The organism is Microcoleus sp. D3_18_C2, from assembly GCF_036702395.1.
Classification (GTDB): domain Bacteria; phylum Cyanobacteriota; class Cyanobacteriia; order Cyanobacteriales; family Microcoleaceae; genus Microcoleus.
Map to the genome: position 1 here is coordinate 3405 of NZ_JAUBTG010000025.1, position 26667 is coordinate 30071.

Annotated in this window: 16 protein-coding genes and 1 CRISPR repeat array; of the genes, 12 read left to right on the top strand and 4 right to left on the bottom strand. The window is 45.3% G+C overall.

Features of this window, described 5'->3' with window-relative positions:
- Positions 1 to 1647: choice-of-anchor D domain-containing protein (locus QUA88_RS16440; RefSeq protein WP_333272647.1), on the top strand; the 1647-nt coding region annotated here is incomplete at its 5' end.
- A gap of 277 nt (positions 1648 to 1924) precedes the next feature.
- Here QUA88_RS16440 and QUA88_RS16445 read toward each other — a convergent pair.
- Positions 1925 to 3301 carry a 2-polyprenyl-6-methoxyphenol hydroxylase-like oxidoreductase gene (locus QUA88_RS16445; protein ID WP_333052993.1) on the bottom strand — a complete coding sequence of 459 codons (1377 nt, stop codon included), beginning with the start codon at positions 3299 to 3301 and terminating at the stop codon, positions 1925 to 1927.
- 317 nt (positions 3302 to 3618) lie between these two features.
- Here QUA88_RS16445 and QUA88_RS16450 point away from each other — a divergent pair, with 317 nt between their 5' ends.
- The 3 genes from QUA88_RS16450 (at position 3619) to QUA88_RS16460 (ending at position 13983) form a co-directional block, all read left to right on the top strand.
- On the top strand, positions 3619 to 6720 hold the full coding sequence (locus QUA88_RS16450; protein ID WP_333272650.1) for an MFS transporter: 3102 nt from the start codon (positions 3619 to 3621) through the stop codon (positions 6718 to 6720).
- Between the two features lie 911 nt (positions 6721 to 7631).
- Positions 7632 to 8909, top strand: a complete 1278-nt coding sequence (gene iscB / locus QUA88_RS16455) for an RNA-guided endonuclease IscB (RefSeq protein ID WP_333052989.1) — start codon at positions 7632 to 7634, stop codon at positions 8907 to 8909.
- Between the two features lie 277 nt (positions 8910 to 9186).
- The gene (locus tag QUA88_RS16460) at positions 9187 to 13983 is read left to right on the top strand and encodes a response regulator (RefSeq protein WP_333272653.1); all 4797 of its coding nucleotides are present in this window, start codon (positions 9187 to 9189) and stop codon (positions 13981 to 13983) included.
- 66 nt (positions 13984 to 14049) lie between these two features.
- Here QUA88_RS16460 and QUA88_RS16465 read toward each other — a convergent pair whose 3' ends face one another.
- Positions 14050 to 15231 carry a WYL domain-containing protein gene (locus tag QUA88_RS16465; RefSeq protein ID WP_333272657.1) on the bottom strand — a complete coding sequence of 394 codons (1182 nt, stop codon included), beginning with the start codon at positions 15229 to 15231 and terminating at the stop codon, positions 14050 to 14052.
- 249 nt (positions 15232 to 15480) lie between these two features.
- Between QUA88_RS16465 and QUA88_RS16470 the strand changes: the two genes are divergently transcribed.
- The 7 genes from QUA88_RS16470 to cas2 all read left to right on the top strand — a co-directional run bounded on the left by QUA88_RS16470 (position 15481) and on the right by cas2 (position 22882).
- Positions 15481 to 17040 (top strand): Cas10/Cmr2 second palm domain-containing protein, encoded by a 1560-nt coding sequence (locus QUA88_RS16470; protein WP_333272659.1) that lies wholly within the window; start codon positions 15481 to 15483, stop codon positions 17038 to 17040.
- The gene (locus QUA88_RS16475; protein ID WP_333272661.1) at positions 17016 to 18002 is read left to right on the top strand and encodes a CRISPR-associated protein; all 987 of its coding nucleotides are present in this window, start codon (positions 17016 to 17018) and stop codon (positions 18000 to 18002) included. Before QUA88_RS16470 ends, QUA88_RS16475 begins: the two co-directional genes overlap by 25 nt.
- The gene (gene cmr4, locus QUA88_RS16480; RefSeq protein WP_333272664.1) at positions 18002 to 18835 is read left to right on the top strand and encodes a type III-B CRISPR module RAMP protein Cmr4; all 834 of its coding nucleotides are present in this window, start codon (positions 18002 to 18004) and stop codon (positions 18833 to 18835) included. The genes QUA88_RS16475 and cmr4 overlap by 1 nt, the downstream gene beginning before the upstream one ends.
- Positions 18836 to 18838: 3 nt before the next feature.
- Positions 18839 to 19267 (top strand): hypothetical protein, encoded by a 429-nt coding sequence (locus QUA88_RS16485; protein ID WP_333272667.1) that lies wholly within the window; start codon positions 18839 to 18841, stop codon positions 19265 to 19267.
- Complete coding sequence (locus tag QUA88_RS16490) at positions 19260 to 20987, top strand: hypothetical protein (RefSeq protein ID WP_333272670.1); 1728 nt, start codon at positions 19260 to 19262, stop codon at positions 20985 to 20987. The genes QUA88_RS16485 and QUA88_RS16490 overlap by 8 nt, the downstream gene beginning before the upstream one ends.
- Positions 20988 to 20989: 2 nt before the next feature.
- The gene (locus QUA88_RS16495; protein WP_333272673.1) at positions 20990 to 22486 is read left to right on the top strand and encodes a hypothetical protein; all 1497 of its coding nucleotides are present in this window, start codon (positions 20990 to 20992) and stop codon (positions 22484 to 22486) included.
- Between the two features lie 147 nt (positions 22487 to 22633).
- A complete protein-coding gene (gene cas2, locus QUA88_RS16500) occupies positions 22634 to 22882 on the top strand; it encodes a CRISPR-associated endonuclease Cas2 (protein WP_333272676.1) in 249 nt (82 codons plus the stop codon).
- A gap of 216 nt (positions 22883 to 23098) precedes the next feature.
- Positions 23099 to 24539: a CRISPR direct-repeat array (repeat unit 36 nt; unit sequence CTCCCCACTCGTTGGGGAAACTAATTGAATGGAAAC).
- A gap of 305 nt (positions 24540 to 24844) precedes the next feature.
- On the opposite strand, the gene QUA88_RS16505 is transcribed toward cas2, so the two are convergent.
- Complete coding sequence (locus QUA88_RS16505; protein ID WP_333211068.1) at positions 24845 to 25453, bottom strand: transposase; 609 nt, start codon at positions 25451 to 25453, stop codon at positions 24845 to 24847.
- A 126-nt stretch (positions 25454 to 25579) separates the two neighbouring features.
- Here QUA88_RS16505 and QUA88_RS16510 point away from each other — a divergent pair, with 126 nt between their 5' ends.
- Entirely contained in the window at positions 25580 to 25756 is a 177-nt protein-coding gene (locus QUA88_RS16510) for a hypothetical protein (protein ID WP_333211066.1), read from the top strand.
- Positions 25757 to 25771: 15 nt separating this feature from the next.
- On the opposite strand, the gene QUA88_RS16515 is transcribed toward QUA88_RS16510, so the two are convergent.
- Positions 25772 to 26374: a Uma2 family endonuclease gene (locus QUA88_RS16515; RefSeq protein ID WP_333211064.1), complete on the bottom strand. Its 603-nt coding sequence runs from the start codon at positions 26372 to 26374 to the stop codon at positions 25772 to 25774.
- Between the last annotated feature and the right edge of the window lie 293 nt (positions 26375 to 26667).

The following is a 26667-nucleotide window of genomic DNA, read 5'->3' on the forward strand; positions in this document are numbered from 1 at the left end:
GTCAATGATGATAGCGATGAAAATCCCTTTGATTTCCCCATAGCGGCCACAGTCACTGCTACACCCTTACCAGAAATTCAAGTATTAGACGGGACAACAGATATAGTTGATGGTACTACAAGTACGATCGACTTTGGCAGCGTCATAGTTGGCACCACTCTCAACAAAACCTTTACCGTCAAAAATCTCGGTACAGCAGTTTTAAACCTCAGCAACCTTACCCTACCAACTGGATTTAGCATTGTCGGAACCTTACCTGCAACTGTCGCCGCTGGCGGTACAACTAACCTGCAAGTTCAAGTAGATACCACAGCAGCAGGAAATAAATCAGGTACGCTGCAATTTGTCAATGATGATAGCGATGAAAATCCCTTTGATTTCCCCATAGCGGCTACAGTAACAACCGCACCAACTCCAACTCTAACTCCAACGCCGACACCGGAACCCGTAACGACACCGACACCGGAACCCGTAACGACACCAACACCGGAACCCGTAACCACACCAACACCGGAACCCGTAACCACACCAACACCGGAACCCGTACCCACGCCGACACCGGAACCCGTAACCACACCAACACCGGAACCCGTAACCACACCAACACCGGAACCCGTAACCACACCAACACCGGAACCCGTACCCACACCAACACCGGAACCCGTACCCACACCAACACCGGAACCCGTAACCACACCAACACCGGAACCCGTACCCACGCCGACGCCTGTTAACATTCCCGATACAGAGTGCATTTGCGATCGAATTGAGTATCCCAATCTCAACAAACCCAACGAACAAATTGATAATATTATCAATGGTCGTCCCGGTCTTCTAGTTGGCACTCCCAGAAATGACGCCTATTTGGGCAGCAACAGTCCCAATATCTTCGATGCTTTAACTGGCAACGACAACCTATTTGGTGGCGAATTTAAGGATATCTTCAACGGCAATGAAGACAATGACTTCATTGACGGCAACAAGGGAGACGATATCCTGTTGGGTGGCAAAGGAAACGACATCCTTATTGGTGGTTTTGGTGAAGATATTATCTTTGGGAATGAGGGCAACGATTCAATTAACGGCAAAGAAGATGATGACTTAATCTTTGGCAATCGAGGTAATGATTTTCTCGACGGTGGCAAAGGAAACGATATCCTATTCGGCGGAAAAGCTCAGGATTTAATTCTAGGCAGCGAAGGCAATGATACTCTCTTCGGACAACTCGAAGACGATACTTTGTGCGGCGGTGCAGGAGATGACTTCCTAAGCGGCAACGAGAATAAGGACTTAATTGACGGCTGCGAAGGAAACGATACAATTTACGGCGGTGAAGATAATGATACCTTACTCGGCTGCGTTGGCGATGATTTCTTGTCGGGAGATTTAGGGAATGACAGCCTCATCGGAGGTTTGGGCAACGACACTTTTGTCTTAGGAGTCGATCGCGGATTCGATATTATCTCTGATTTTGTCAAAGGTCAGGATTTCATCGGATTGTCGGGAGGCCTGAGTTTTAACCAGTTAGAAATAAGTCTGAACAATAACAGCGCGCTGATTAAATTAAAGGGAAGTGGAGAAGTAATTGCTTCGTTAACTGGAGTCAATGCCAGCTTAATTGGTGTTGACGATTTCCGAATTGTCTGATATCCTGTCTGCTAAAATAACCGTTACAAGGCAAGTAGTGAGGACTTCATTCCTCACTACAAACCAATTCGATCGTGCAGGTTGTAGCGGACATACTATCAGCCGTTTTGGCGCACTCCGACTCCTCGAAACCGGGTTTTTTACGCCCGTGTGCGGCCTGCGATGCGTCTGTTCGTAAAAAAACCCGGTTTCTTGGCCCCCATGCGTCCAGGACTATAGAATTGGAAAAAATAAGCTGATTCCGTGTAAACTCTTTCTATTAATTCTGCGCTCTGCCTTATGCCTTCTGCCGAACGGTGACTAATTGCCCGATCGCCTTCAGCGCAATACTGGGAGAAAAAAGTACAGCCGGCGACTCAATCATGTGCACAACTTCCACAAATGCTTGACAAACTTTAGCATCTCCGACGAGCACTTTTAACACCAAATCCATGTAATCAATTGTCAGCCTCGTAGCGAGGTTTAGTTTTGCACCTGTACTTCCCCGATAGCGAGAGTCCTGACTGATGGCAAATGTCCAAGGAATTGTATGTAATTTTGCTAATTTTTTTTGAAATTGTCGAGAGAAACCTTTTAAATTGCCCTGCAGATAGCGCTGCCGCTGCTTTTGGAGGCATTCATCTAACATCTGAGCATCCAGTGCAGCAACCGTTATTCCGTGTCCGTATATCGGGTTAAAAGCGCAAACTGCATGACCGATAATTATTAAGTTTTCAGGATAACGACGGAGGCGCTCGTAGTGGCGCCAACGATTTTCTGTACCTCGATAGCTATAAACTGGTGTGATGGCTTCTGCGTCTTTAATCGCATGATAAATTGTCGGGGTTGGCAAAGTGCGGGCAAATTCTAGAAAGCCTGCTTCGTCTGTGGGGGGATAATCGCGATCGCCCCCGTCGAGAGTCACCAGCCAGCGATTGCCTTCGATCGGAAAAATTGCACCGCCACGAGTGCGAACTGGCGGGGCTAGTGACACAAATACTGGCGCTGTTTCTGACAATTTACCGCTGCATTTATAGATGCGGGTGGCATAGCCGACAAAAGCATTGATAACGGTTTCTTGCGGAGGTTCATAGCCCAAACTTTTCAACCATTTAGGTGTTTTGGAAACTTTGCCACCAGCATCGACTACTAAATCTGCATACAAATTCTCTGTATGGATGTTACTAGGGTTGTGACGATCGCGAAAACGCACCGACACGCCAGCAACCTCCGCACGCGAGGCATTAGCCAGCAACCCCGTTACTGTGCCTCCTTGGAGGAAATGCACGTTCGTATTTTCAGCCAAGCGGCGGCGAATTTGCCAATCAAGTAAATCCCGACTGAACAAAATTAAATCATTTAGATCCGGGCTAAAGTGCGGGGCCCAACCCGCCGGACTAAACCACCCGATCGACCTCGGATCTAAACTACGAGCACCAGCAGCTACCAGTTCGTTTTCCAAGCCGGGAAAAAACTCTTCTAGGATGATTCTCCCGCGATTTAAAAGGATGTGAAGGTGACGAGATTGAGGAATCCCAGGGCGAGGTGCGGGTTTTTCTGGAAAAAAATCTCGTTCAACAATACTTACTCTGTCGAAGTGTTTTGCTAATACTCTAGAGGCAAACAGTCCTGCTAAACTGCCGCCAATAATAATTGCATGACTTTCTCGCTGCACTATCGAATTCCTTCAAAGCTAATTTGCTATGGAATTGGTTGATGAATTTTGAACAATTTGTCTGGGCTTCTGTGCCGACTCTGAATATCGATCGACCACAGATTCTCCTGTGCGATTATTTTAATCAGACTTACATACCACAAATTGCCCTAAAGTGACAGCCGGCCGCAGACATATTTCTACACTTCCAACTGTAGGGGGATGCTTTAGCTCGACAATAAGGCGATGCTTGCCATTGGGGGCATGAGTCTAAAACTATACATTAGTTAACTTGCGCCAATGAGCGCGCGCACCCACTCCTTAACGAGGAATATACTATGTATCAAAATTTGCCAATAAATCCACAACTGTATAACATCGGGTTCTGGCTGGCCCAAGTGCCAGTAGACCAGACTACAACAACAAACAGAGTAGAAGACGCAGCACTCCTCTATTCCGGGCCACAATTTTTTATCGCCTTGATAGCTGGAGTGGTACTCGCCTGCGCTTTCCAACTCTTGCTAACAAATTTATCAGTAGCAGCCGGCCTTTCGTACATTGGACAATCCCACGACGACGACCACCACTCGGATAGCGGCAGCCCCCCAGTCCGCCATATCGGCAGAAAAGTAGGCACTTGGACGCTGATTACCGTCACCATCGCCCTATTCTTTGCTTGCTTGCTAGCAGTTAAGCTCAGCTTGATTAGCAGTCCCGGTTTAGGTGCGATCGTCGGTTTAGTCGTGTGGGCTACCTATTTCTCAATGCTTGTTTGGGTGAGCTCCACCACCGTCGGTTCCTTGATCGGTTCCGTCGTCAACAGCGCCACAGCAGGCTTTCAAGCCATTGTCGGCACCGCAGCCTCGGCTATCGGCGCCAAAGCAGCCAGCAACCAAGTAGTCGCCACAGCCAAAGCAGCAGCAGCAGCAGTGGGCCATGAACTCGGTAGCGCGATCGACCCCACAAGCTTGCGCGAAAACGTCGAAGACTACATCCAAAGCCTCAAACCGCCAGAATTAGACATCAAAGGGATGCGTAGCGAGTTTGAAAAATTGCTCAACGATCCGCAACTAAAAACTATTGCAGCCGAAAATTTGCCAAATCTCGATCGGCAAACCCTCGTAGATTTAGTAAGTTCGCGATCGGACTTATCAAAACGCGACGTAAACCGGATTGTAGACCAACTTCAAGATGCTTGGAAACAAGTAGGAAAACAAGGGCAGCCATCAGACGGCATCGCTCAATTAGTAGACTATCTCAAATCTGCTAAATCGGGAGATTTGGTCTCAGATAAATTGGCAAGTAGGGTAGAAAAAGCCCTCAGCAATCTGGGCGGTCAAAATTCCGGAGAAAGCCCGACCATGATGTCCCAAGCAACGACAATGGCAGTCAATGCTTTAATGGGAATAGTATTGGGTCGCACGGATATTTCTGACTTCGATGTTGAAAAAGTAGTTGGTCAGCTCAAAGAAGCTAAAGACAAAGTTACCCAGCAAACTGATAAAATTACCGCTCAAGTCAAAGGCGAACCCGTAACTTACAGCCCAATTCGTGCCGACGTAGAAAACTACCTACTCAACACTTATTCGTGGCAGATGAACCCCCAAGCCATCGAGCGCGAATTTCGGGACGTTCTCTACGATCCTACAGCCGACCCCGGAACAGTGCGCCGCGAATTAGAAAAACTAAAACAGTCTAATTTTGCCGAAATCTTGGCTAGTCGAGGCGTTTTTACCCAAGACAAAATTAAAGAAATTTCCCAGGAATTAGAAGCAATTAGACAGCGCGTTTTACAAACCGTGATCTTTGCCGAGGAGCAAGAAAAAGCTCGCGATTTGCAGTGGCGGTTGGAAACTTATTTGAAGCTGACGCCGAAAGAGGAACTGACAGCAGCAGGTATCGGGAGCGATTTCAAAAAAATCTTAGAGGATTCCGACGCTAGTTACGAACAGTTGCGCGATCGACTTTCTCCTTACACCCGCGACAGTTTTGTGCAAATTCTCCGAGGTCGCGAAAATTTCGGATTCCAGGAAGTAGAACAGATTGTTCAAGAGTTAGAAAGGACGCGAGATGTAGTTTTAGCAGATGCTAAAGGTCTGCAAGAAGCAGCGCAAGCCCGACTAGATAACCAGTGGCAAAGAGTACAAGAATACTTGAAGTCTACGGGCAAAGAAGAACTCAATCCCGAAGGCATCAAGCGCGATTTGAAAACGCTGCTGGACAACCCGGAAGCGGGAATGTGGGCGCTCAGAGCTAGAGCTTCTAAGTTCGATCGCCAAACTTTGGTAAAATTGCTATCTCAGCGGAAAGACCTCAGCGAAGACCAAGTAAATCAGCTTCTCGACAGCGCCGAAGAAAATTGGCACAGCGCGGTACATACGCCGCAAAAGTTGGCAGAAAAAGCTAAGGATCAGTACGACCAAACCACCACCGCCCTTGCAGATTACCTTCGTAAGACTGGCAAATCAGAACTCAATCCTGAAGGGATTCAGCGGGATTTGACAAAACTGCTGGAAAATCCAAAAGAAGGAGCTTTAGCGCTGCGTGGCCGCCTGTCTCAAGTCGATCGCGATACTTTGGTAAAACTGCTTTCTCAGAGACAAGATTTGAGCGAGGAACAAGTCAATCAAATTATCGACCAAGTGCAGGAAACCCTTGGCTCGATTGTGAAAGCGCCCCGCCGTTTGGCAAAACGGGTGCAAAGCCAAGTGCACGATTTTCAGAGTGTTTTAGAAGATTATTTGCGTAATACGGGCAAGGATGAATTAAATCCCGAATCCATCAAGCGCGACTTGCAACTGCTGCTGCATGACCCGAAAGTCGGTGCATACAGTTTGGGCGAGCGCTTGTCACACATCGATCGAGCTACAATTGTTTCTCTGCTGTCTCAGCGGCCGGATATTTCTGAAGCAGAAGCCAATCGCATTGTCGATGGCATTTTGTCGGTGCGCGATGAGTTCGCACTGCAAATTCAGAAAATACAGGAGGGTATTCAGTCGGTAATTGACGGGGTTCTCGGAAAAATTCGGGATTACCTCAATTCGCTCGATCGCCCTGAACTAAATTACGAAGGCATTACGCGGGACGTGCGGAAGTTATTTGACGATCCGCAAGCCGGATTTGATGCTTTGCGCGATCGGCTGGGTCATTTCAATCGCGATACTTTAGTAGCACTAATGAGTTCTCGCGAGGACATTTCCGAAGCAGATGCCAACCGCTTGATCGACCAAATTGAAAGAAGCCGCAACACCGTCTTGCAAAGAGCAGAACGCTTGCAGCAAGAGGCGCAGCTTCGCCTCGAAAGCATCAAAGTGCAAGCCGAAAAACAAGCCGAAGAAACCCGGAAAGCAGCAGAAGTTGCCTCTTGGTGGCTATTTTTCACCGCTCTTACTTCGGCCGCAGCAGCAGCCGGCGCCGGTGCTTTAGCCGTCATCCGATAAAAAAGACTCAAGTTGCGATCGGATTGCATATAGTGCCTGATGTGAGTTTCTACTGACATCAGGCACTAATGTTAGTAAAGGATTTGATCGGGGATTGGGAACGAGTTTGTATTAATTTGTTAGTACGGTTGAATAATGTTATGGTAAACCAGTTCCTACCCGTTTTTTGAGGCTAGTGCCAACGGTGAATCTATACATTTTAATTAGCAGTTTTGATGAATTTAAAATAGAAAAGTGAAAAGCCGATTTTATTGATTGTTGTATATTTTATTTGCAGATGTAATAAATAAAAAGTAGCCGGATCTTCATTGCCTCTGCTATCACAATTTTTGAACGGGGTTCAGGCTTGCAGGCTGGATTTGCTTTGAGGCAGATTCTACAACTGTTGCAAGGATTACTGAAGAATGACAAAAATCAAAACATTTATTGGAGTGAAAACCTTTTGGCAAAGCAAACTTCGCGGGCCAGTTCCCTCTCTCCTCAATATTTTTTAGGTACAATAATAGAGAGGGTTCTCCACCCAGCACGCCTGTTCTCCCAACCGCCCGCCGCCCTGGCTGCGTCAGTATCAAACGCGAACTGTTTTGAGTTCGATCGGCGGTTAATTTTGAAGATGCCGATCGTCAGGTTTTGACTTGTAGGTCATAGGTTGTAAGGAACCCCATAGCTAAAGCTAGGGGCTTTCAGGAAGTCCGGCTCGATCGCCAGCGGTTCAAGAAGAAAGCCCGAACCTTACCAGAGACAGGATTAGACCTACGTTTTTTGAGTCACGATACCGGAGAATGCGACGCTAGTTTTCCGATCTATCGCCAAAAGTTAAACAGGCTTAACGGGGTTAAACCAGTGCTTTTGGCATAACAAGCTCAATAAACATTCAAGGGAGCGAACTTTACCCAGCAATGGAGGACTTTATGTCTAATTTTGTTTTTGTAATTGATGCCCAAAAAAGACCGCTAACACCAATTCATCCCGGTTTTGCAAGGAGGCTTCTGAAGCAGAAACAAGCGGCTATTTACCGTAAGTTTCCGTTCACTTTGATTCTTGAAGAGTCCCGACCCGATTTAATCAGACCCCATTTAAAGATTAAAATCGATCCTGGTTCTAGGGTAACTGGTTTTGCCATATTGAACGGCGCACAAGTCATTTGGGCAGCAGAATTGACTCACAGAGGTCAGGCAATCAAAGATGCTCTGCTCTCACGCCGTCAACTGCGGAGGGGACGACGAAATCGACATACTCGTTATCGTCAACCAAGGTTCTTGAATCGCACAGGTCCTAGAGGTTGGTTGGCACCCAGTCTTGAACACCGAGTTTTGACTACACTCACTTGGGTGAACAAACTCATCAAACTTGCGCCTATCGGGTCAATAGCTCAAGAACTTGTGCGATTTGATTTACAACAACTTGAAAACCCTGAAATCTCAGGTATTGAATATCAGCAAGGCACACTTTTGGGCTACGAGGTTCGCGAATATATTCTTGATGCGTGGGACAGAAAATGCGCTTATTGTGGTAGTGAAAATATACCTTTACAAGTCGAACATATTCACCCTAAAGCTAAAGGCGGCACGAATCGTATCTCAAATCTATGTCTGGCTTGCGATTCTTGCAATAAAAAGAAAGATACTCAAAAAATTGAGCAATTCCTGGCCAAAAAACCTGATGTTCTTAAAAGAATTCAAGCACAAAGAAAACGACCCTTAAAAGATGCTGCTGCCGTCAACTCGACACGTTGGGCGTTGTTCAATCAGCTCAACAAAACTGAACTTCCGGTAACTACGGGTTCTGGCGGTCAAACGAAGTTCAATCGAACTCGTTTGCAACTACCTAAATGTCACTGGTTAGATGCTGCAAGTGTCGGCAAAGTCGAAGAATTAAAGGTGCTGACTTCTCAACCACTGCTAATCAAGGCGACGGGACATGGCAGCAGACAGATGTGTGGCACGGATAAGTTTGGCTTTCCAATTCGCCATAAATCAAGAAAGCAAATCCATTTCGGTTTTCAAACTGGTGATATTATCAGCGCGACAGTCACCGCAGGAAAGAAAGTCGGCTCCTATGTGGGACGAGCTCTGTGCCGTGCATCCGGCTCGTTTGATATCGCCACCACGATGGGAAGAGTGGCAGGGATTAGCCATAAATATTGCAAACCCATTCACAAAAAAGATGGTTATTCGTATGGATTTTGAAGAGAGGCGACTGAAGTCGCAGCCGCTTTCCTCCCCATGTCTAAAGCCAGGGGCTTCTCGCTCGTTTTTTGGTGAATAATATGGAACTAAAGCTCTGAAAATACTACACTGGCTGTGGGGGGCAACATACCGGATACCTTGGGAATACCAAGGGCTTTGCTTTCGTCAGCCCAGAAAAGTCCAAACACGCAGGCCCTGCGATCGCCAATGTTAAACAACCTACGTCTCAAACCTCTCCTGGCTAGTTGCCTATTAGCACCGTGAGGAGGGCGACGCCATGCAACTCCGAAAAAAAACACTATTAATCATCGGTGCAGCGCTGATCAGCCTGATTCTGGTTCTCTATGCCACTGCATCAACTATTTTGCTGCATGATTTTCACAACCTGGAGGCACAGTACGTCCGCCAGGATGTCGCACGGGCTTTGGACGCATTAGATGATGACTTGTCGAATTTAGACACCAGCGCCCAAGATTACGCCGATTGGGACGATACTTACTCTTTCGTCGAAACACGGAACGAAAATTTTGTCAAGTCAAATTTCGTCGATTCGACATTTATTTACTTGAGACTAAACTTATTGGTGCTGCTTGACTCCAACGGTAAGACAATCTTCAGCAAAGGTTTCGACCTTAAATCCCAAACCGAAATCCCGATTCCCGAAAGCTTCAAACAGCACTTGACCGAGGCACTAATAGACTCATCGACAGTCGAGGGCGATCGCCCCGTCGCCAAAACAGGCGTCCTCACCCTGCCAGAAGCCAGACTGCTGATTGCCGCCAAGCCCATCTTGAACAGCAACTCCCAAGGCCCGTCGCGGGGGACGCTGATCTTGGGACGCTACCTAGACAGCAGCGAAATCGGTTTGCTTTCAGAACTGACTCACCTGTCAGTGGATTTTAGATTGCCGAGTTTAGATTTTAAAGTGGGAGCCGCGAACTACTCCGGGCACAGCGCCAAGGCGATGGCTCGATCGAGGCAGGAGTTGGAAAATGTCAAACTCAAAATTTCCAACCTCAAATCAGCAGAAATTTTAGTCGAGCCACTCAGCGACACCTTAGTCGCAGGATACGCCCTGATTCGCGACATCCACGGCAACCTAGCGCTGCTGCTGCGAGTAGAGACAGATCGCATCATCTACGGCCAAGGTCAGGCTACCTTGGAGCTGTTTACCTTATCAATACTGGCAGTAGGTTTAATATTTAGCGCCATCACCCTGCTGTTGCTAGAAAAATTAGTTTTGGCGAGATTGGCTTCCTTGAGCACCAGCGTCAGCAACATCGCAGCCAACGGCGACCCAAGCTTGCGCGTTGATATTGCCGGAGAAGATGAACTCGCAAGCTTGGCCGACGCCATCAACCGAATGCTAGAAGCATTGGGCAATTCTCAAGTCGAACGTAATGAAAGCGAAGACCGCTATCGGTTGATGGCCGAAAACTCAACCGACATGATCACCAGACACGACCCCAAAGGCGTGTTTGTTTACGTCTCGCCCGCCAGCAGGGCTTTGCTGGGATACGAACCTTCGGAACTCATCGGCCGCGTCCCCAAGGATTATTTTCACCCCGACGATTTAGAAACCATTGCCAAAGCCCACTGGAAAGTCCTGGCCCTCCCAGTTACTTACACCGTCAGCTACCGCATCCGCCGCAAAGACGGCAAATACATTTGGTTTGAAACCACCGGCCGCACGATCAGCGATCCCCAAACAGGCGAAGTCCAAGAAATTATCGGCATTTCCCGCGACATCAGCGTGCGGAAGCAAACTGAACAAGAACTTCGAGAAAGCGAAGCTGCAATCAAAGCTTTGTACCAAGTGACTTCGGCTCCCCGTACAGACCCGCTCAACCACCTCTCTACCTTTGATTTGCGCCTCCAAGAACTGCTGGCAATGGGATGTCGGCATTTAGGCCTGTCTGTGGGAATTTTGTCCTGCATTCAAGGCGACAACTATCAAATAATGGCTGTTGAGTGTCCCGACGGGTCGATCGTCAAAGACCAAATCTACGATCTGGAAAAAACTTTCTGCGTCGCTACGTCAATGGCAAAAGAACCGATCTACTTTGAGTCGGTGAGATTTTCGGGTTTTTCCTTTAACACGCACGATCGAGCCTTCCCCATTGAAGCTTACATGGGCATTCCCGTCACGGTGGGAGGCAAAGTTTACGGCACTCTGTGCTTCTTTTCTCCGACTCCTGTGACAGAACCGTTTCGAGCTGTAGACAGAGAGTTGATGAAACTGATGGCTCAGTGGGTGGGAAGCGAACTCGAACGCCAGCAAACCGACGTAGATTTGGCAAAAGCTCGCGATCAAGCACTGGCGGCTACTAGAGCCAAAAGCGAATTTTTAGCCACCATGAGCCACGAAATTCGCACTCCGATGAATGGAGTCATCGGCATGACTGGTTTGCTGCTGGATACCCCCTTAACTCGCGAACAGCGCGATTTTGTAGAAACTATCCGCAGCAGCGGCGATGCCTTGCTGACGCTGATCAACGATATTCTAGATTTCTCGAAAATTGAGTCGGGCAAATTGGACTTGGAGGAACATCCGTTTGACCTCCGCACTTGCATTGAGGAATCTCTAGACTTGGTAGCTGCTAAGGCGGCAGAAAAAAAACTGGAAGTGGGTTACTTGATCGATCGTACAGTACCGGTAACGGCGATTGGCGATAGCACCCGCTTGAGGCAAATTTTAATCAACTTGCTCAGTAATGCGGTTAAATTTACCGACGCTGGAGAAGTGGTGGTTTCGGTGACTGCCAAAAAGATTTCAGTGCCGGCGGCTAACGCTAAAGAACCGCCATTAATTGCTGGCGAACCGGTAGCAATTAACCCAGCATACGAAATACATTTTGCGGTCAAAGATACCGGTATCGGCATTCCGAGCGATCGCATGGATCGGCTATTTAAATCTTTCAGCCAGGTGGATTCTTCAACGAGCCGGCAGTACGGCGGTACCGGATTGGGTTTGGCAATTAGCAAGCGTTTGGCCGAAATGATGGGCGGCAGGATGTGGGTGGAAAGTATGGGTAGTGTGGCGGGCAATCCTCCGGCTCATTTTAGATCGTCGGCAGTTTTTGATTTGGGATGGGCAGAATCTTGCGAAATTGCCGAAAAATATGGCTATGGCAAATCTGTACTCAGCAACCAGCCGATCGCCCAAAATACGAAATCTGTTGGCTCTACTTTTTATTTTAGTACGATCGTTTCTGGCTGCAAGAATTCCTTACCACTTAACTTGAGCAATTCTCAACCTGAATTAGCTGGCAAGCGAGTCTTAATTGTCGATGACAATGCTACCAACCGCAGAATTTTGACTCTCCAAGCTCAGTCTTGGGGAATGGTGGCTAGGGCTTCAGCTTCGGCTCGTTTGGCTTTAGATTGGCTGGCTGCTAAAGAAATGTTTGACTTGGCAGTTTTGGATATGCAAATGCCGGAAATGGACGGGTTGGCTTTAGCGGCGCAAATTCGCCGGTATCCTGATTGCGAAAAGTTGCCGTTAGTGATGCTAACTTCGATCGGCAGGCAAGAAATTAATTCCCCTTCTATGGAGATGGATTTTGCTGCTTTTTTAAATAAACCCATCAAACAATCTCAGCTTTACAATGTTTTAATCAATATTTTTGGAGAACAGACACCGGAATTTAAAGGGCAGCGCACTAGCGGGCCTTTCTTGCAAACCATACCCGTGCTGGCCGAGAACTTACCGCTGCGGATTCTGTTGGCTGACGATCATTTGGTGAATCAGAAGGTGGCTTTGCAAATTTTACAGCGGATGGGGTATCGCGCGGATGTGGCGGGAAACGGTATCGAAGTGCTCGAAGCTTTGCGCCGCCAGCCTTATGATGTGGTGCTGATGGATGTGCAAATGCCGGAAATGGACGGACTGGAAACTACCCGCCGCATCCGCGAGCAATTTTCAGCAGATTTAACTTTAGAAAATCTCACGGGAGAATCAGAACTTTCCGCAACTGATGAGCAATCTAATAATCGAAAATCGAAAATCGAAAATCCCCCATTGACTGACGAGGAATCTAACAATCGAGAATCGCAAATCGAAAATCAAAAATCGACTGATGAATCTAACAATCGAGAATCGCAAATAGAAAATAGAAAATCGACTGATGAATCTAACAATCGAGAATCGCAAATAGAAAATCAAAAATCGACTAAGGAATCTAACAATCGAGAATCGCAAATAGAAAATAGAAAATCGACTAAGGAATCTAACAATCGAGAATCGCAAATAGAAAATAGAAAATCGACTGATGAATCTAACAATCGAAAATCGCAAATAGAAAATAGAAAATCGACTGATGAATCTAACAATCGAAAATCGAAAATCGAAAATCGAAAATCGACAAGGCCTTGGATTGTGGCGATGACGGCAAATGCGATGCAGGGCGATCGCGAAGAGTGTATGGCTGCGGGGATGGACGACTATTTGAGCAAGCCGATCGCCATCGATCAGTTGGTGCGAGCTTTGATGGCGTGTAAATCTCGATCGAACTCCGCATTCGATCGTCTGCAGCCGATCGTTTGTTTGGATGCCCCGGCGGAACAGATCGAAGGAACGAGTGAATTAGAAGTGCGATCGAATGTGGCTGTTGCGGGAAATCCACAACAGACAATTCCCAATTCGCCGGCAGTCGTCGAGTGGGGTGCATCAAATCTCGATCGGGCTTTGTCAGAGGGGCACGAGTCCCTGAGTGCCAAGATTATAGAGGGATTGCGAGAAGTGGAAGCTTTAGACGAGGCGATCGAGATTTACCTCGAAACAGCTCCCGAACTGCTGCGAGGCATCTCTATGGCTCTGTGCAACGCCGATCCGCTGGCTTTGCGGCGATCGGCTCACTCTTTAAAGTCGATTAGCGGTACTCTCGGTGCTTTTCGCTTGTTTGAGCTGTGCGAGGAACTCGAAATCATGGGCCGCATGGGAACAAATGCTAACCAGTCTTTACCCGATCCGGCCTGCGCGCTTTTAGAAGAGGTTGAAGCGGAGTATCAAAGAGTTGAAACGGCGTTGAAAATAGAAATGCAGTACAGCGAAACAATGACAAGTGATAATTAACTATTCTTCCTCTGCGTTCTCTGTGTCCTCTGCGGTTAAATCATTCCGGTGCCACCGCAATTGATATTACAAGCTATATCTCGCGCCCAAATCTCTCGCTGCTTGTCGGTGTTTTTCTACCAAACTCGGCGGGGAAAGCACTTGGGCGCTATCCATATGTTTGTTCACCCAGAGGCTGAATTCGTTCAGAGAGCGATCGGGCAAATCGATCTGATAATCCACATAAAGCAGATTGCCAAAACTATCCCTTGGGCCTTCCTTAATCTTTTTTTGTCGCGGATGCCGCCGATCGCCCTCTAAAATAAATCCCACTACTTTCTCAAAAAACCGCACCTTCACTTTTTCCAACTTCAGCGTACCTTCCAATTCAGCCTGCTGTTGCTCTGGCTTGCCCAAGAACAGCCCCCAGCCGTTTTTTAACAACTTTTGAGCTATTTTCAAACGTTGTTCCTGTACGGCTAAACCGCGCCCTTCTACATCGATAATTTCGCAGTAGTCAGTAAAGCGATTCACCCGTTCTACGCTCAAATGCCCGTTGTCGCAAGATTCGCAAATCATGTACCAGGCGATGTCGTGATAAATCAGTTGCAGAGGCCAGATTCGCCGGAAACCGACATTGCCTTTACCATAATAATCGTCTTGACGGTAAAGTTCGATCGCCTGACCTCGAACAATTGCTGTTTCTACGATGTCTAGTTTGTGAAATAGGGTATTCCGATATTCTTGGCGATCGAGCATTTCTACAGGATCGGTGTAAATAATCGCACGATTTAGGTGTTCGCGAACGGGATAAAACAATTTACCTTTGAGTTCGATATCTAGTCCGCGCAACAGTTTAGTGAGTTTTTCACAAATTTTGCGGGCTTGGGGATTTCCCTGATATTTGGCTTGAGATGCTATTGCTTGAAATGCGAATAGTAGTTCTTCGCGATTCATTGCGCCGGTACCGAGATAATATCCGAAGCGATACATTCGTTTGTCGAGGATTCCGTAGTGGCGCAAAGTTTCTAAGTCTTTACGGATTGTGGGAGTTGCGGGATAGTTTTCGGGAAATTCGATGTTGAATTCGGCGGCAATTTTCTGCAATTGAGATTGGACTTCTAGCAAAGCATCATGATATTTACTATCGGATGTTTCTGTGTCGGAGTGTCCGATGCCCGGATGGTTTACTAATGTGGCGATGAGGAGCATGATGCGATCGAACGTTAGTTTGTCGGCGTAGGGGTGAGGGGTTGGTTTTTTGGCCATGATGGGTGGATGGGGGTAAGGTGGGTAAAAGTCAAGGAAAAGACAATATTGACATAAAAATATATAAATGTCTGAAAGCCCTTATTGGGATAGCTTTAGGTTTTGAAAAAAGTTTGATAAATATTGTGAATTTGAAGACATGAAGCTGGCTCGGCTGATATATTGAGTTGAGTAGAACTTAAGCAGTTAGCGACTTGGGACACTACCAGCAGCCTTCAGGTGGGCATTGCCCGCCTTAAAATTGAATTTATGCCTGCATACACTGCGATCGCCTTTGCGCCCGTTCAAGGCTTTATCGAGAAATCCCGCAAACTCCGAGATTTATTTGGGGCTTCACTGATTCTGTCTTTTTTGAGTTTTAAGCTAGTACAGCAAGCCAAAGAATCAGGTTTCAACGTCATTTCTCCCGGTTCCCCTAACATCCAGAAAGGAATGCCCAATCGGATACTTCTGAAAGGGGAAGGGGAATTTTCCAGGAATGACGTGACAAATACCCTTCAGAGTTCATGGCAAGAAATATTAAATGAATGTCGAGTTTGGATAGAACGAGAAGTACCTCCTAAAGAAGAATACTTTTGGCAGCTAGAGTGGATGCGATGGGGTTTGTACACTTGGGAGATATTTTGGGGACACGGAGATTCGATAGAATCTGCGATGAAGAATTTAGAAACTCGCAAATTGCGTCGCGATTGGACGGCAATTAACTGGATTGGCGACAGTTCGAGTTTGACTGGCACGGATGCGATCGCCTGGCCACGTTTAGGTTTAGAACATCGAGAACCAGGGCGGCAGCTATCCGATACAGAAAAAGCTGAACTTAAGGATTTCTATCAACGTCTTTCCTGTGTCTTAGAAAATCTTCTCCCAGATGGCGAACCCGAAGGAAAATTTCTTGCACCTAATGAAAGATTGAGCATTCCTGAGTTAGTCAAGCGGTTAGTTACTCGCGACGAAGATATTGCCAGAAACATTGGGATATCTCCGCTTGAAGCAGGATTTAGCGACATTATTCGTGAACCAGAACACTGGACTGGCTGGTTTATGGGAGATGGCGATAAAGTTGGAAAAAAACTTCAGGAAATTGCTCAAAAAGAAGGAGATGAAGGTTTAAAAAAGTTCAGCGAAGCCATGCGGGAGTGGGGGAGAAATTTTATCAAGAATTTCCCCAAAGACCAAGGGCGCATTGTTTATGCCGGCGGTGACGACTTCCTTGGTGTAATTTACAGCAGCCAACGCGAAAAACCCCCAGAACCTATAGAGGCATTAGAATGGTTAATGGGATTGTCCGATGAATGGAAAAAGCACGGACAGGATATTAACCTAAGTGTTGGTTTTGTTTGGGCTGGTCATAGAGTGCCGCAGCGAGATATTCTTCAACACTGTCGAGAAGCCGAAAAACGGGCGAAAAGTTTGGGGCGTGATCGCGTTACAATTCGAGTAGTTTTTAACAGCGGTCAATACGTGCAGTGGACTTGTCCTTGGGATTATTTGCATATTCTCAAACGATACAAAGACCGGGACGGCAAAAGCTGGGAGCAAAAGCCGAACTGGAGTCATGTTTACAAAGATTTAGCTCATCTCAAAAATCGTCATGCTATTAGTTTTAATTCCCAGGAAAACAGCCCAAACGATGAATTAGCTTTAGCTCTTTTTAAACTTTACTTTCAAGACGAGAAGAACTTAGAAAAAAACTGGAAGCACATCGTCGGCGATTACCCAAATCCAGAACAATCCAAACAAATTATTTACTGGATTAGTGACCTAATAAATGTGGGATGGCAGCTATGTTCAAATATCTCATCACTATAAGTCCTTTAGGATTTATGTACGGGAGTTCTGGCGGATTTTTATCGCCAGAAAATCTAGTCGGACGTTCTGGGGCAAAATTTCCTCCAGAAGCAGCTACCCTCTCTGGTCTATTTTTCAGCAGCAACAAAGTTAAGTCCTATATTTCTCCAAAGGAACTTAGTGATAATTTGTTTGTCGCTGGCCCATTCTGGGCAAAATCAGACGATCCTGAATACTTTTACGTCCCCATTCCTTGGCACAAAATTATTTCTAAAAAAGGCGTGGATGAATGGAAAATGAAATCGGGAAAATGGCATCGCGAATCCGAAGATTTAGATCCTGAGTATAGCTGGCAAACCGTTAATTCTTGGGTAGATAAGACGGCTGCTATTAAGAAAAATGGCTATGTTGCCGATATTCCTTGGAAATACGTCCCTATCTTGCACCCCAAAACAAAAGATGACGAACGCTGTACTTTAGCAGAAGATGGTTTGTTTTTGGAAAATTCCGTACAGATGGATGATGAATGTTGTCTAGTTTATCTCTCAACTCATCCTTTAGCAGATGGTTGGTATCGCTTTGGTGGCGAAAATCATTTAGTAGAAATCAAGAGTGTTTTACTCGATGATGACAGTCCCATTGTCAAACTTTTACGCCAACCAATTCAGCGCTCATTTGCTTTGATAACACCGGGAGTCTGGGGTTCTAACAAGTTTTCATACCGCTATCCCAAAAATGAAGATTTCTCCCAAAAACGACCGGATATGCTCACCGATAAACCCATTTCCTATCGCTACCGCGTGAAAGGACAAATGGGACGGGGACGCTATGCAGTTCCTCCCGGAACTGTCTATCTTCTCAGAGAGCCTTTAGATAAAACTTGGTGGGAATTCCCCGAAAATTGGTTTCCCAAAGAAGGTTTTAGCCTGAAACAAGTTGGATGCGGTTTGTGTTTGCCAATTGAAATTCAAGGAGTTGAATAATGTACAAAAAAGCTTACGGTATTATTGAAACGCTTGCTCCTGTTCATGTGGGAGCAACGGCTGGTGAAGAAAGCGGCAACTTAAACTTAATTTTCCGCGACCAGTTTACTCAAACTGGCATTATTCCCGGTAGTTCGATTCGGGGCAGATTGCGATCGGAAATCCGCCGTAGTCTGGGAGAAGCTGAAGCTAATAAATGGTACGGTCAGGAAGCAGAATCCGGGAAACCAGACAGTACCACTGAGTCTGTAGTTAAGTTTGAATATGCTTCGCTGCTGTGGTTGCCAGTATTTTGTCCCGGTCAACCAATTGTGTGGGTAACTTGTCCTCGTTTGCTGAAACGCTATCAGCGAATTGCTGGAGATTATGTCAAGCTAAAAGATGGTACATCTCTCAAATCCGCTAAACCTCCAGCTAGTTATACAGGTTCTCAAACCTTAAAACCTCTCGACGTAAATGGCAAACCAAAGCTATTTTTTAACTTTGGCTTTTTAACTGTTGAGAAAACTCAGGATTTGTCTGCTTGGTTTCCTTTAGGAGAGGAATTGCCAGCCGTTGTTGTGGCTGACGATGAAATTGCCATGATTCACGATATGGCCTTATATCGTCAGAGTCGAGTTGCCTTAGACAAAGAGGAAAAAAAGGCGAAGAAAGGAGCTTTTTTTAATACTGAAGCTTTGCCAGAAGGCACAATTTTAGTATTTCCGGTCGCCCTCAAAGAAAACCAAGAGACATGGCAACCTTTTGGCGCGTCTACTGGCACAGACATTTATCTCGGCGGTTTAGAGTCAATTGGTTTCGGTCACTGCTATCTAACCTTAAAGGAGGTATAATTTATGGCTTGGGAATCTTACAAATTAGACCAAGAGGCTCACGATTTAGTTGTCAAATATCGTGACAAAAAAGACGCTCTCAATCAAGCCTACAAAATGCGCGTTGCAGTTGCTTATGGTTTAGAGCGATTTTGGGGAGAACAGTTTCGGTTAGTCAAAGATCAAGATAAGGCTGATTATTGGCGGGATACTTGGAAGGCGCTAGTAAAAATCATGGGAAATGCTGGCGTTAAAATTCCCAATGATAATGTCAGTTCGGACGATACAGCAGCCATTAAAATTATGGCCAATAAATTGTGGGATTTTCCTATCGAACAGCGTAAAGTAGCTATAGCTGTGCTGACTCAACTTTGTGACAGTATGGTGTGGTGGACTCAACGTTATAAGCCTACTAAGAATAATGGCAATAATGGAGGTGAAGAAGATGAGTGATAGCGATCGCGTTCCTTTGATGTTTCGCTCTCAATTGGAAGGAAGGGGCAAAATTCAGTACGCCGGCGATGCTGGTCCCGCTTCTGAGTGGGTGGAACAATGGTTAGAATGCTGTCCTCCCGTCCCCGAAAGCGCCGATAAAAGCGTTCCCCTCTACAAACGAGGTCGAACTAAATCACCCGTAAAAATGCCTGAATTCGGGCAAGGAGTGGAAACAAAACAATACACCATTAGCTGGCGTTTAGTTACAAACAGTGGACAAGATGAAGGCGTCATTCGACCCATAATTGGCGCGAAAGGCTTGCCATTTTATCCTGGTTCTAGCATGAAAGGGGCTTTCTGGCGATCGTGTCCTCCTCAAAAACGAGAAGGATACTGCGGGGGAGAGGTTGTAGAGGACGGACAGCGTAGTGCAAAACCAGGAATTTTGCGCTTTCACGGCGGCTTCCCCGCTGATATGTCTTGGGGAGAAAAAGAGCGTTTAGTCGATGTCGTTCACTCTCAGCAAAAGCGCCAAGTGATGGAAAATGCCGTCACCAGTGCTAACGTACAAATCTCGCTTTATCAGTGTAAATTACAATTTGGCATTTCCAGCAACAAGCAACTTGGAAAACAAGAATGGGAGGAAATTTGGCAAATTTGGGAAAAAGCTTTAGGACACGGAATTGGTTCTAGGGTAAGTGCAGGTTATGGTCGCATGGCAGAGGTAGAAAGCGCCGATCGCATCTTACTTTCTGTCAATTTGAGTGGCTGCGGATTAACGTCGCAACTACTGAATAGAACCCCAGAATTTCGACCCAATATGTTTAAAGCTGCGCTGCGGGGTCATACTTTGCGGTTGTTGGCAGGGGTCACAGATGCCAATACAGCACAACTGTTAACCAAAAAACTTTGGGGAGGAATTGTTGAAACACGCGATGATACAGGGGCCATTATCGGGCAGTTGGGGATTAACTTTACTGCTGAGGAACTCGATTTTGGTGAACACAGATATTATCCGACGAGGAATCCGGTAGTCATGCCTACCTACGATTTACAGGCAGGAAAACTGGACATTGTGAATCTAAATAATAGGTATCCGCAGAAGGAATTAAAAAAGTTTGTCACTTATTTAATTAAATTTTCTCTCTTGCTTGGCGGTTTTGGCAAGTCGTGGCGGCGGGTCGATCACAGCCTGTTTTTCCCTGAGTATTTTAAGAGAAATGACAAACCTGCGATCGGCTGCCACTGGAAGTTTAATGAAAGTTCAAAAAATTTGTACGTCACGGCTGCTAATCCTAATCTCAGCAATATTACTAAATTTCTGGCAGAGGGTCAGCAGAGAGCAATAGAATGGTTAACAGTTAATCATTTAGAACCTAGTCATCAGGTTATGGCTTGGCGTGAAGTCTGGCATCCCGAAAAAGTGGAAGTTTGGGGAAGAATCGCTGAGGATCAGCATAGCAGCGAAGCAATTAAATGGTTTCACGAACCGTACTCAAAAAATCAGTCTATTAATAAGCAAAGCGATTTAACGGGAAAACTAAATAACATCGGTCGCATTTGGCACCGGATGTGTCCCCGCTATCTCACAACTAAAAACGGAGAATTAAGACAAAAAAGGCAAGAGTATGTAGAGCTTTTGACTATTTTTCCAGATAAATCGGAGAAAACTCAAGATTTTCTTGAGTTTTTACAGAATCAGAGCGACTTTATCAAACTTTGGCCAACTGAGGAATAATTATGAATATCTGGATTGTGACAACTGGCAGCAGCGATGTCAAGCTCAAAACTGATGACAATTGGGGTAGTTTGTTCAAAAAGGTCAGAAGTCAATTATACGATCGCCGTTTTGTACCTACACGACCGCCGAATACTGATGATGAGGAACCTTTCATTGTACCAGCTAGAACGATGGGGATGGTCTATGGCAGCCAGTTAACAGATGAATATTATGAGGATTTGCACTTTCCGCTTCTGGATGCTTTTTCGGCAAAGCTGTTAGAGAAAGGGAGAACAAATCCTGACCAAATAATCTTGATTATGACCGATCAGGAAGCGGTTTTTGATGAGGAAGATAGGAGAGTAGAGAAAAGTCCTTATTGGCAGGATACTTGCACGCTCAAACCAATATTTGAACGATATTTTCAGAAAAAGTTTCCTAAAATTGAATCCATTGATTACTTAGAATTGAAACCTCAATCCAAAGATGAGGGATTAGATAGTTGGAATAAAGCACTGTTTCTGGTTCAACAAGCTTTGTCTAGTTTGGATTTAGATAAAAGTGCAAACTTTTATGTCAGTCATCAAGCTGGAACTCCGGCAATTTCTTCGGCGGTTCAATTTGAAACTCTAGCAAAGTTTGGTAAAAAAGTCCAGTTTTTGGTTAGCAATGAGTATGAACCAGATTTAGCCAAAAAGGGTGATTTTATAGAAAGCTCTACTTATTTACAGGGGATGCAAGTTCAAGAAGCAAAAGCGCTATTAAGTCGTTATGACTATTTGGGGGTAGAGCGGATTTTAAAACCTTACTGGAAAGATTCTTCCGATCCGCTATTGCTGGAAATCCGTGATTTATTAGCAATGGCTGTACAGTGGAATTTTGCTAAGTTTGAAGATTTTGGCAAGGCTAGGGGAGATGTTGCAAAGGAGCGTTTGAATCAGTGGTGGTGGACTGGCTATGAGGCTGCTTATTTAGGAGTTATCCGTCTTAGACAGGGTAATACGGTTGAGGCTCTATTTCACAGTTTTCGCGCTGTGGAAGGAACGATAAAAGAATGGGCATTAGACAAGTATAAGCTACAAATTAAATACTCTAATCCCAATCAACCAAGTACAGCATATATCCATGACGTAAATCTGCCTCAAAATTTACGGCATTGGTTTAATGCCAATAAAAATGAGCAGTACAATAGTGTGGGTTTGTTTGGTAAATCACTATTTACTTTACTTGAAAATTCTGATCAAAATAAATGGAATCAAGATTCTCACATTAAAGTAGTTGCTGCTAATACTATAGATGAGAGAAATATTATTTTTCATTCCTTGCGTGGCTTGCAGGAAAAAGATGTGTTCAAGGCTTGGAATACTGATAGTCGAGAACAATGGGAAGCTAGGGTTTTAGGCTGTTTAAATTTTGTTTCACAGCAAAAGTTTGTTTCGTTAAAGTCAGCAAGTTTGATGGCGAAAGTGCATGATGAATTGGTAGCTGCGCTCGCCCATTACGAACTGCAAACATAAGCCAATAAATCCGCGACGAATTTACCGATTCGCCGGGGTTTCAACCCCTGGCGGACTAACAAACTTAACTAAAATTTTTCTCTTGAACTTGCATCTAAAGCTAAACTTTACCATCCCTATTCAACACAAAATAGAATTCGATAAAGTATGCCGCTTTATATCGTTGTCTACGATATCCGAGTTGACAAGCCCAGGCAAAAAGTGCATGACTTCCTGAAAGGTTATGGCAAATGGGTACAATATTCTACCTTTGAGTATGTTTTGCCAACTGCCAGATTTACAGGACTCCAGCGACGGCTGCGAAAGTTAATCAACCTAGACGCAGCATCCGGTTTTATCCGGTGTCGCGCCATACTTTGGGACAGGTGGAGGTTTTGGGTGTGGGAGCGCCGGTGACAAAAGCACCTGGGTCAGTGATTATTTAGCTCAGGTTGCGAGGCTGGTGGTAAATTAGCTCAAACGACCTTTTTCCGTCGTGAGCCTCGCAGCTTTACTGGGCAAGGGTTTCAAGGATTATTATGAGCGAACACAGGTGTGAGTTCCACAAAAAATATCTGAGCCTCGCAAAGGGCCTCTAGACACCTTGCGCTGTCTTGGGTGTATCATAGAGGACTCCCCACTCGTTGGGGAAACTAATTGAATGGAAACTGAATTTCTTTCTTGAGTTCAGATAATTCGGAGTCGTTCACTCCCCACTCGTTGGGGAAACTAATTGAATGGAAACATTTCCAACTGGGACAGATAGGCTAAATCGTTGAATTTGCGATCGCCTCCCCACTCGTTGGGGAAACTAATTGAATGGAAACCGAGTTCTACTCGCACCCAACTTTGTAAGCTGTCTAAATTTTCTCCCCACTCGTTGGGGAAACTAATTGAATGGAAACTGGGGATTACCTAACCAGTTATTAGAAACATCTTGCCAACTCACCACTCGTTGGGGAAACTAATTGAATGGAAACTTGATGAAACTGGTGAATATATAAAAAGTCAAAGAGAAGACTCCCCACTCGTTGGGGAAACTAATTGAATGGAAACTTGTGTCCGGCTGCGACACCGCCTTGATTGGTGATCTCCCCACTCGTTGGGGAAACTAATTGAATGGAAACCCGAAAAAGTAGAAAAAATACTCCATACTCGGTTTACACTCCCCACTCGTTGGGGAAACTAATTGAATGGAAACTTAATGTGCTGATCGAACTCGTAACAATCCTCGACAAGCATTTCTCTTACTCCCCACTCGTTGGGGAAACTAATTGAATGGAAACACTTCTTGAGACGATCCAAGATGTCTAAGGTTGGTTCCGCTCCCCACTCGTTGGGGAAACTAATTGAATGGAAACTCAATTTCTTGAATATATTCGGTGCTGACATCCCACGGCTGATTCTCCCCACTCGTTGGGGAAACTAATTGAATGGAAACTGAATTGCGATCGGGCCCCGGTAATTAGTAGACCAACTGCTCCCCACTCGTTGGGGAAACTAATTGAATGGAAACTCCGCTATGTGGCAATATACTTCAAGGAAGTATTTGTAATCCCCACTCGCTGGGGAAACTAATTGAATGGAAACTCAATCAGAAACAGCGCATCGCATTTGCCCTGATTGAATCTCCCCACTCGTTGGGGAAACTAATTGAATGGAAACTCTGTTGCCTATTTCCCCTTGGCCGATCTTGTGTAACAAAATCGGGGCACGTTAACTCCCCACTCGTTGGGGAAACTAATTGAATGGAAACTTTTTCAATGCAATGTAGACGTTTAGCTCCCCTAACTCCCCACTCGTTGGGGAAACTAATTGAATGGAAACACGATAGCGTGTTATACGATATTATCGGCTTTGAATTGTTCGTAATAACCTCCCCACTCGTTGGGGAAACTAATTGAATGGAAACTCTAAATATGCCTTTACATTCTGCCTTTTTGCCTTTATTCCTAGCTTTTCCCTCCCCACTCGTTGGGGAAACTAATTGAATGGAAACCTGATGTGATCTCCTGTTTGCGTAACTGTTTAACAGTAACTCCCCACTCGCTGGGGAAACTAATTGAATGGAAACGCTCGACATCCTCAAGTTGGGTGGGGGCGGGTTTTTGAGATTGTTAGTTTTTCACATAGATTGTTGGTGAAACCCGCCCCTACACGCTATCGTAGGGGCGGGTTTTACGAATAATATTTAATACCAGCAGACAATCTAGATAAACCCGCCCCCACCCAACCAATAACCTAGATTAACCTGATGTGCGATCGTATTTCACAAATGTAGATGCGGATTTGTGGCTGGGTGGAGGCGGGTTTTTGAGATTGTTAGTTTTTCACATAGATTATTGGTAAAACCCGCCCCGGAGGGCCATCGACGCAATGTTACAGTACGATCGACTGTAGATAAGATTTGCCATTACATTCGATCGACAGCGGGCTAGATTCATTAATTTTGACTGAATTATGAGGATATAATTCATCTTTTGCCCACGACAAAGGATTATTAATGATGTATTCCCGAATAGCAACTAATGATTCTTCATTGCGGATGATATGTTCGTAATAACCTCGTTGCCAAACTGATACGCCAGTCAAATATCGCATTTGGTTAATTCGCCGCGCTGAAGATGTTTTCATACCCCGCACAATTTCCGATAAAGGATGGATTTTTGATTTTCTCAGCGCCAATTTATCCGATTCTGTATAATTTATTTCTGGGCTGTCTTTCAAAAAAATAATCCCGTGGACGTGATTTGGCATCACAATAAAATTATCTAATGCCACATTTTGATAACGTTTGGGAAGAATGCTCCAATTGAATAAAACTGTTTTACCATAGGGACTCAATTGCATTGTATTATCAATGACTTCGCCGAATAAACATTCACGCTGCCAACTGCAAATAGTGATAAAATACGCACCGGGAGTCGTATAATCATATCCAGGTAGGCGAATTGAGTGGCGGTGGTGTTTGTTGCGATCGTATTTCATAATCTTTTTCCCAAAAACACAGGCGGTAGGGGCGGGTTTTACGAATAATATTTAATAGCAGCAGACAATCTAGATAAACCCGCCCCCACCCAACCAATAACCTAGATTAACCTGATGTGCGATCGAATGCAAAGAATATTGATTCGGATTAGTCGTTGGGCAGGGCGGGTTTATTTATTTTCTCAATTAGTGGCAAAAATGGTTGGCGAACCCGCCCCTACAATAATTGCGGGCGATCGAGATTTTTTGTCGGGCAGGGCGGGTTTATTTATTTTCTTAATTAGTGGCACAGATGGTTGGTGAAACCCGCCCCTACAATCATTTTTCAGGTGCAATTTCTCGATCTACTTGTTCAAAATTCACTTTATTATAGATATCTGCCACAGCAATTTCAAAGGATAGTGAAGCAAGCGCGATCGTCTCATCCAATTCATTGTACTCAGCAAACGACCATCGCTTATCATCCGTCTTAGAAAAATGTTCGATATATCTCCGATTTTGGTCGAGCAATAAGTATTCTTCAAGAGTGGGAATTGTGCGGTATCCCTCAAACTTTTTGCTGCGATCGTATCCTTTAGTTGAAGCTGACAAAACCTCAATAATTACTCTGGAATTGGTAATCGTATCGGTGCGGTTATTATAATACTCCGGCTTCCCACATACTACCATCACATCGGGATAAGTATAGATGCGCTTCTTGGGTATCCACAAGCGGACATCGCTCATGAAAACTCGATAGTCTAGTTTTTTGAATGCAAAATTTAGTTCGGTACTGAAGTTGAGCGCTATTTGATTGTGATTTGTAGAGCCACCGGCCATAGGAAATATTTCACCGTCAATGTATTCGCTTTTGTAGTCCGCAGCTTCTTCTAGTGCTAGATATTCCTCGATCGAGTAGTATCGTTGTTCAGTAAGTTGCATAGTTCTATTAGAGAGCATTTAACTGAGGCTTTTGTTTAGTGTAACATTTTTGGGTAAGCTTTTTAAGGTTGAGTTTGTGTAGGGGTTTTTGAGATTGTTGGTTTGTGGTATGAATTGTTGGTAAACTCGTCCGCACACAGCCGATCGCCTAGATTGATCTGATATGCGATTGCATCCCAAAAATAGACCTCTTGCAAAAATGCTTTTCATCAATTGATGGGACGGGCTCTGGGGCTCATCCCACAAGAAAAAATAACTCTTGTGGGATGGGCCCCAGAGCCCGTCCTAATTAT

Excerpts from the sequence above, each read along its gene's own strand:
- QUA88_RS16495 (WP_333272673.1), top strand. The coding sequence starts at position 20,990 with ATGAATATCTGGATTGTGACAACTGGCAGCAGCGATGTCAAGCTCAAA.
- QUA88_RS16515 (WP_333211064.1), bottom strand. The coding sequence starts at position 26,374 with ATGCAACTTACTGAACAACGATACTACTCGATCGAGGAATATCTAGCA.
- cmr4 (WP_333272664.1), top strand. The coding sequence starts at position 18,002 with ATGTACAAAAAAGCTTACGGTATTATTGAAACGCTTGCTCCTGTTCAT.
- QUA88_RS16510 (WP_333211066.1), top strand. The coding sequence starts at position 25,580 with ATGCAAAGAATATTGATTCGGATTAGTCGTTGGGCAGGGCGGGTTTAT.
- QUA88_RS16460 (WP_333272653.1), top strand. The coding sequence starts at position 9,187 with ATGCAACTCCGAAAAAAAACACTATTAATCATCGGTGCAGCGCTGATC.
- cas2 (WP_333272676.1), top strand. The coding sequence starts at position 22,634 with ATGCCGCTTTATATCGTTGTCTACGATATCCGAGTTGACAAGCCCAGG.
- QUA88_RS16450 (WP_333272650.1), top strand. The coding sequence starts at position 3,619 with ATGTATCAAAATTTGCCAATAAATCCACAACTGTATAACATCGGGTTC.
- QUA88_RS16470 (WP_333272659.1), top strand. The coding sequence starts at position 15,481 with ATGCCTGCATACACTGCGATCGCCTTTGCGCCCGTTCAAGGCTTTATC.
- QUA88_RS16465 (WP_333272657.1), bottom strand. The coding sequence starts at position 15,231 with ATGGCCAAAAAACCAACCCCTCACCCCTACGCCGACAAACTAACGTTC.
- QUA88_RS16490 (WP_333272670.1), top strand. The coding sequence starts at position 19,260 with ATGAGTGATAGCGATCGCGTTCCTTTGATGTTTCGCTCTCAATTGGAA.
- QUA88_RS16505 (WP_333211068.1), bottom strand. The coding sequence starts at position 25,453 with ATGAAATACGATCGCAACAAACACCACCGCCACTCAATTCGCCTACCT.
- QUA88_RS16485 (WP_333272667.1), top strand. The coding sequence starts at position 18,839 with ATGGCTTGGGAATCTTACAAATTAGACCAAGAGGCTCACGATTTAGTT.
- QUA88_RS16475 (WP_333272661.1), top strand. The coding sequence starts at position 17,016 with ATGTTCAAATATCTCATCACTATAAGTCCTTTAGGATTTATGTACGGG.
- iscB (WP_333052989.1), top strand. The coding sequence starts at position 7,632 with ATGTCTAATTTTGTTTTTGTAATTGATGCCCAAAAAAGACCGCTAACA.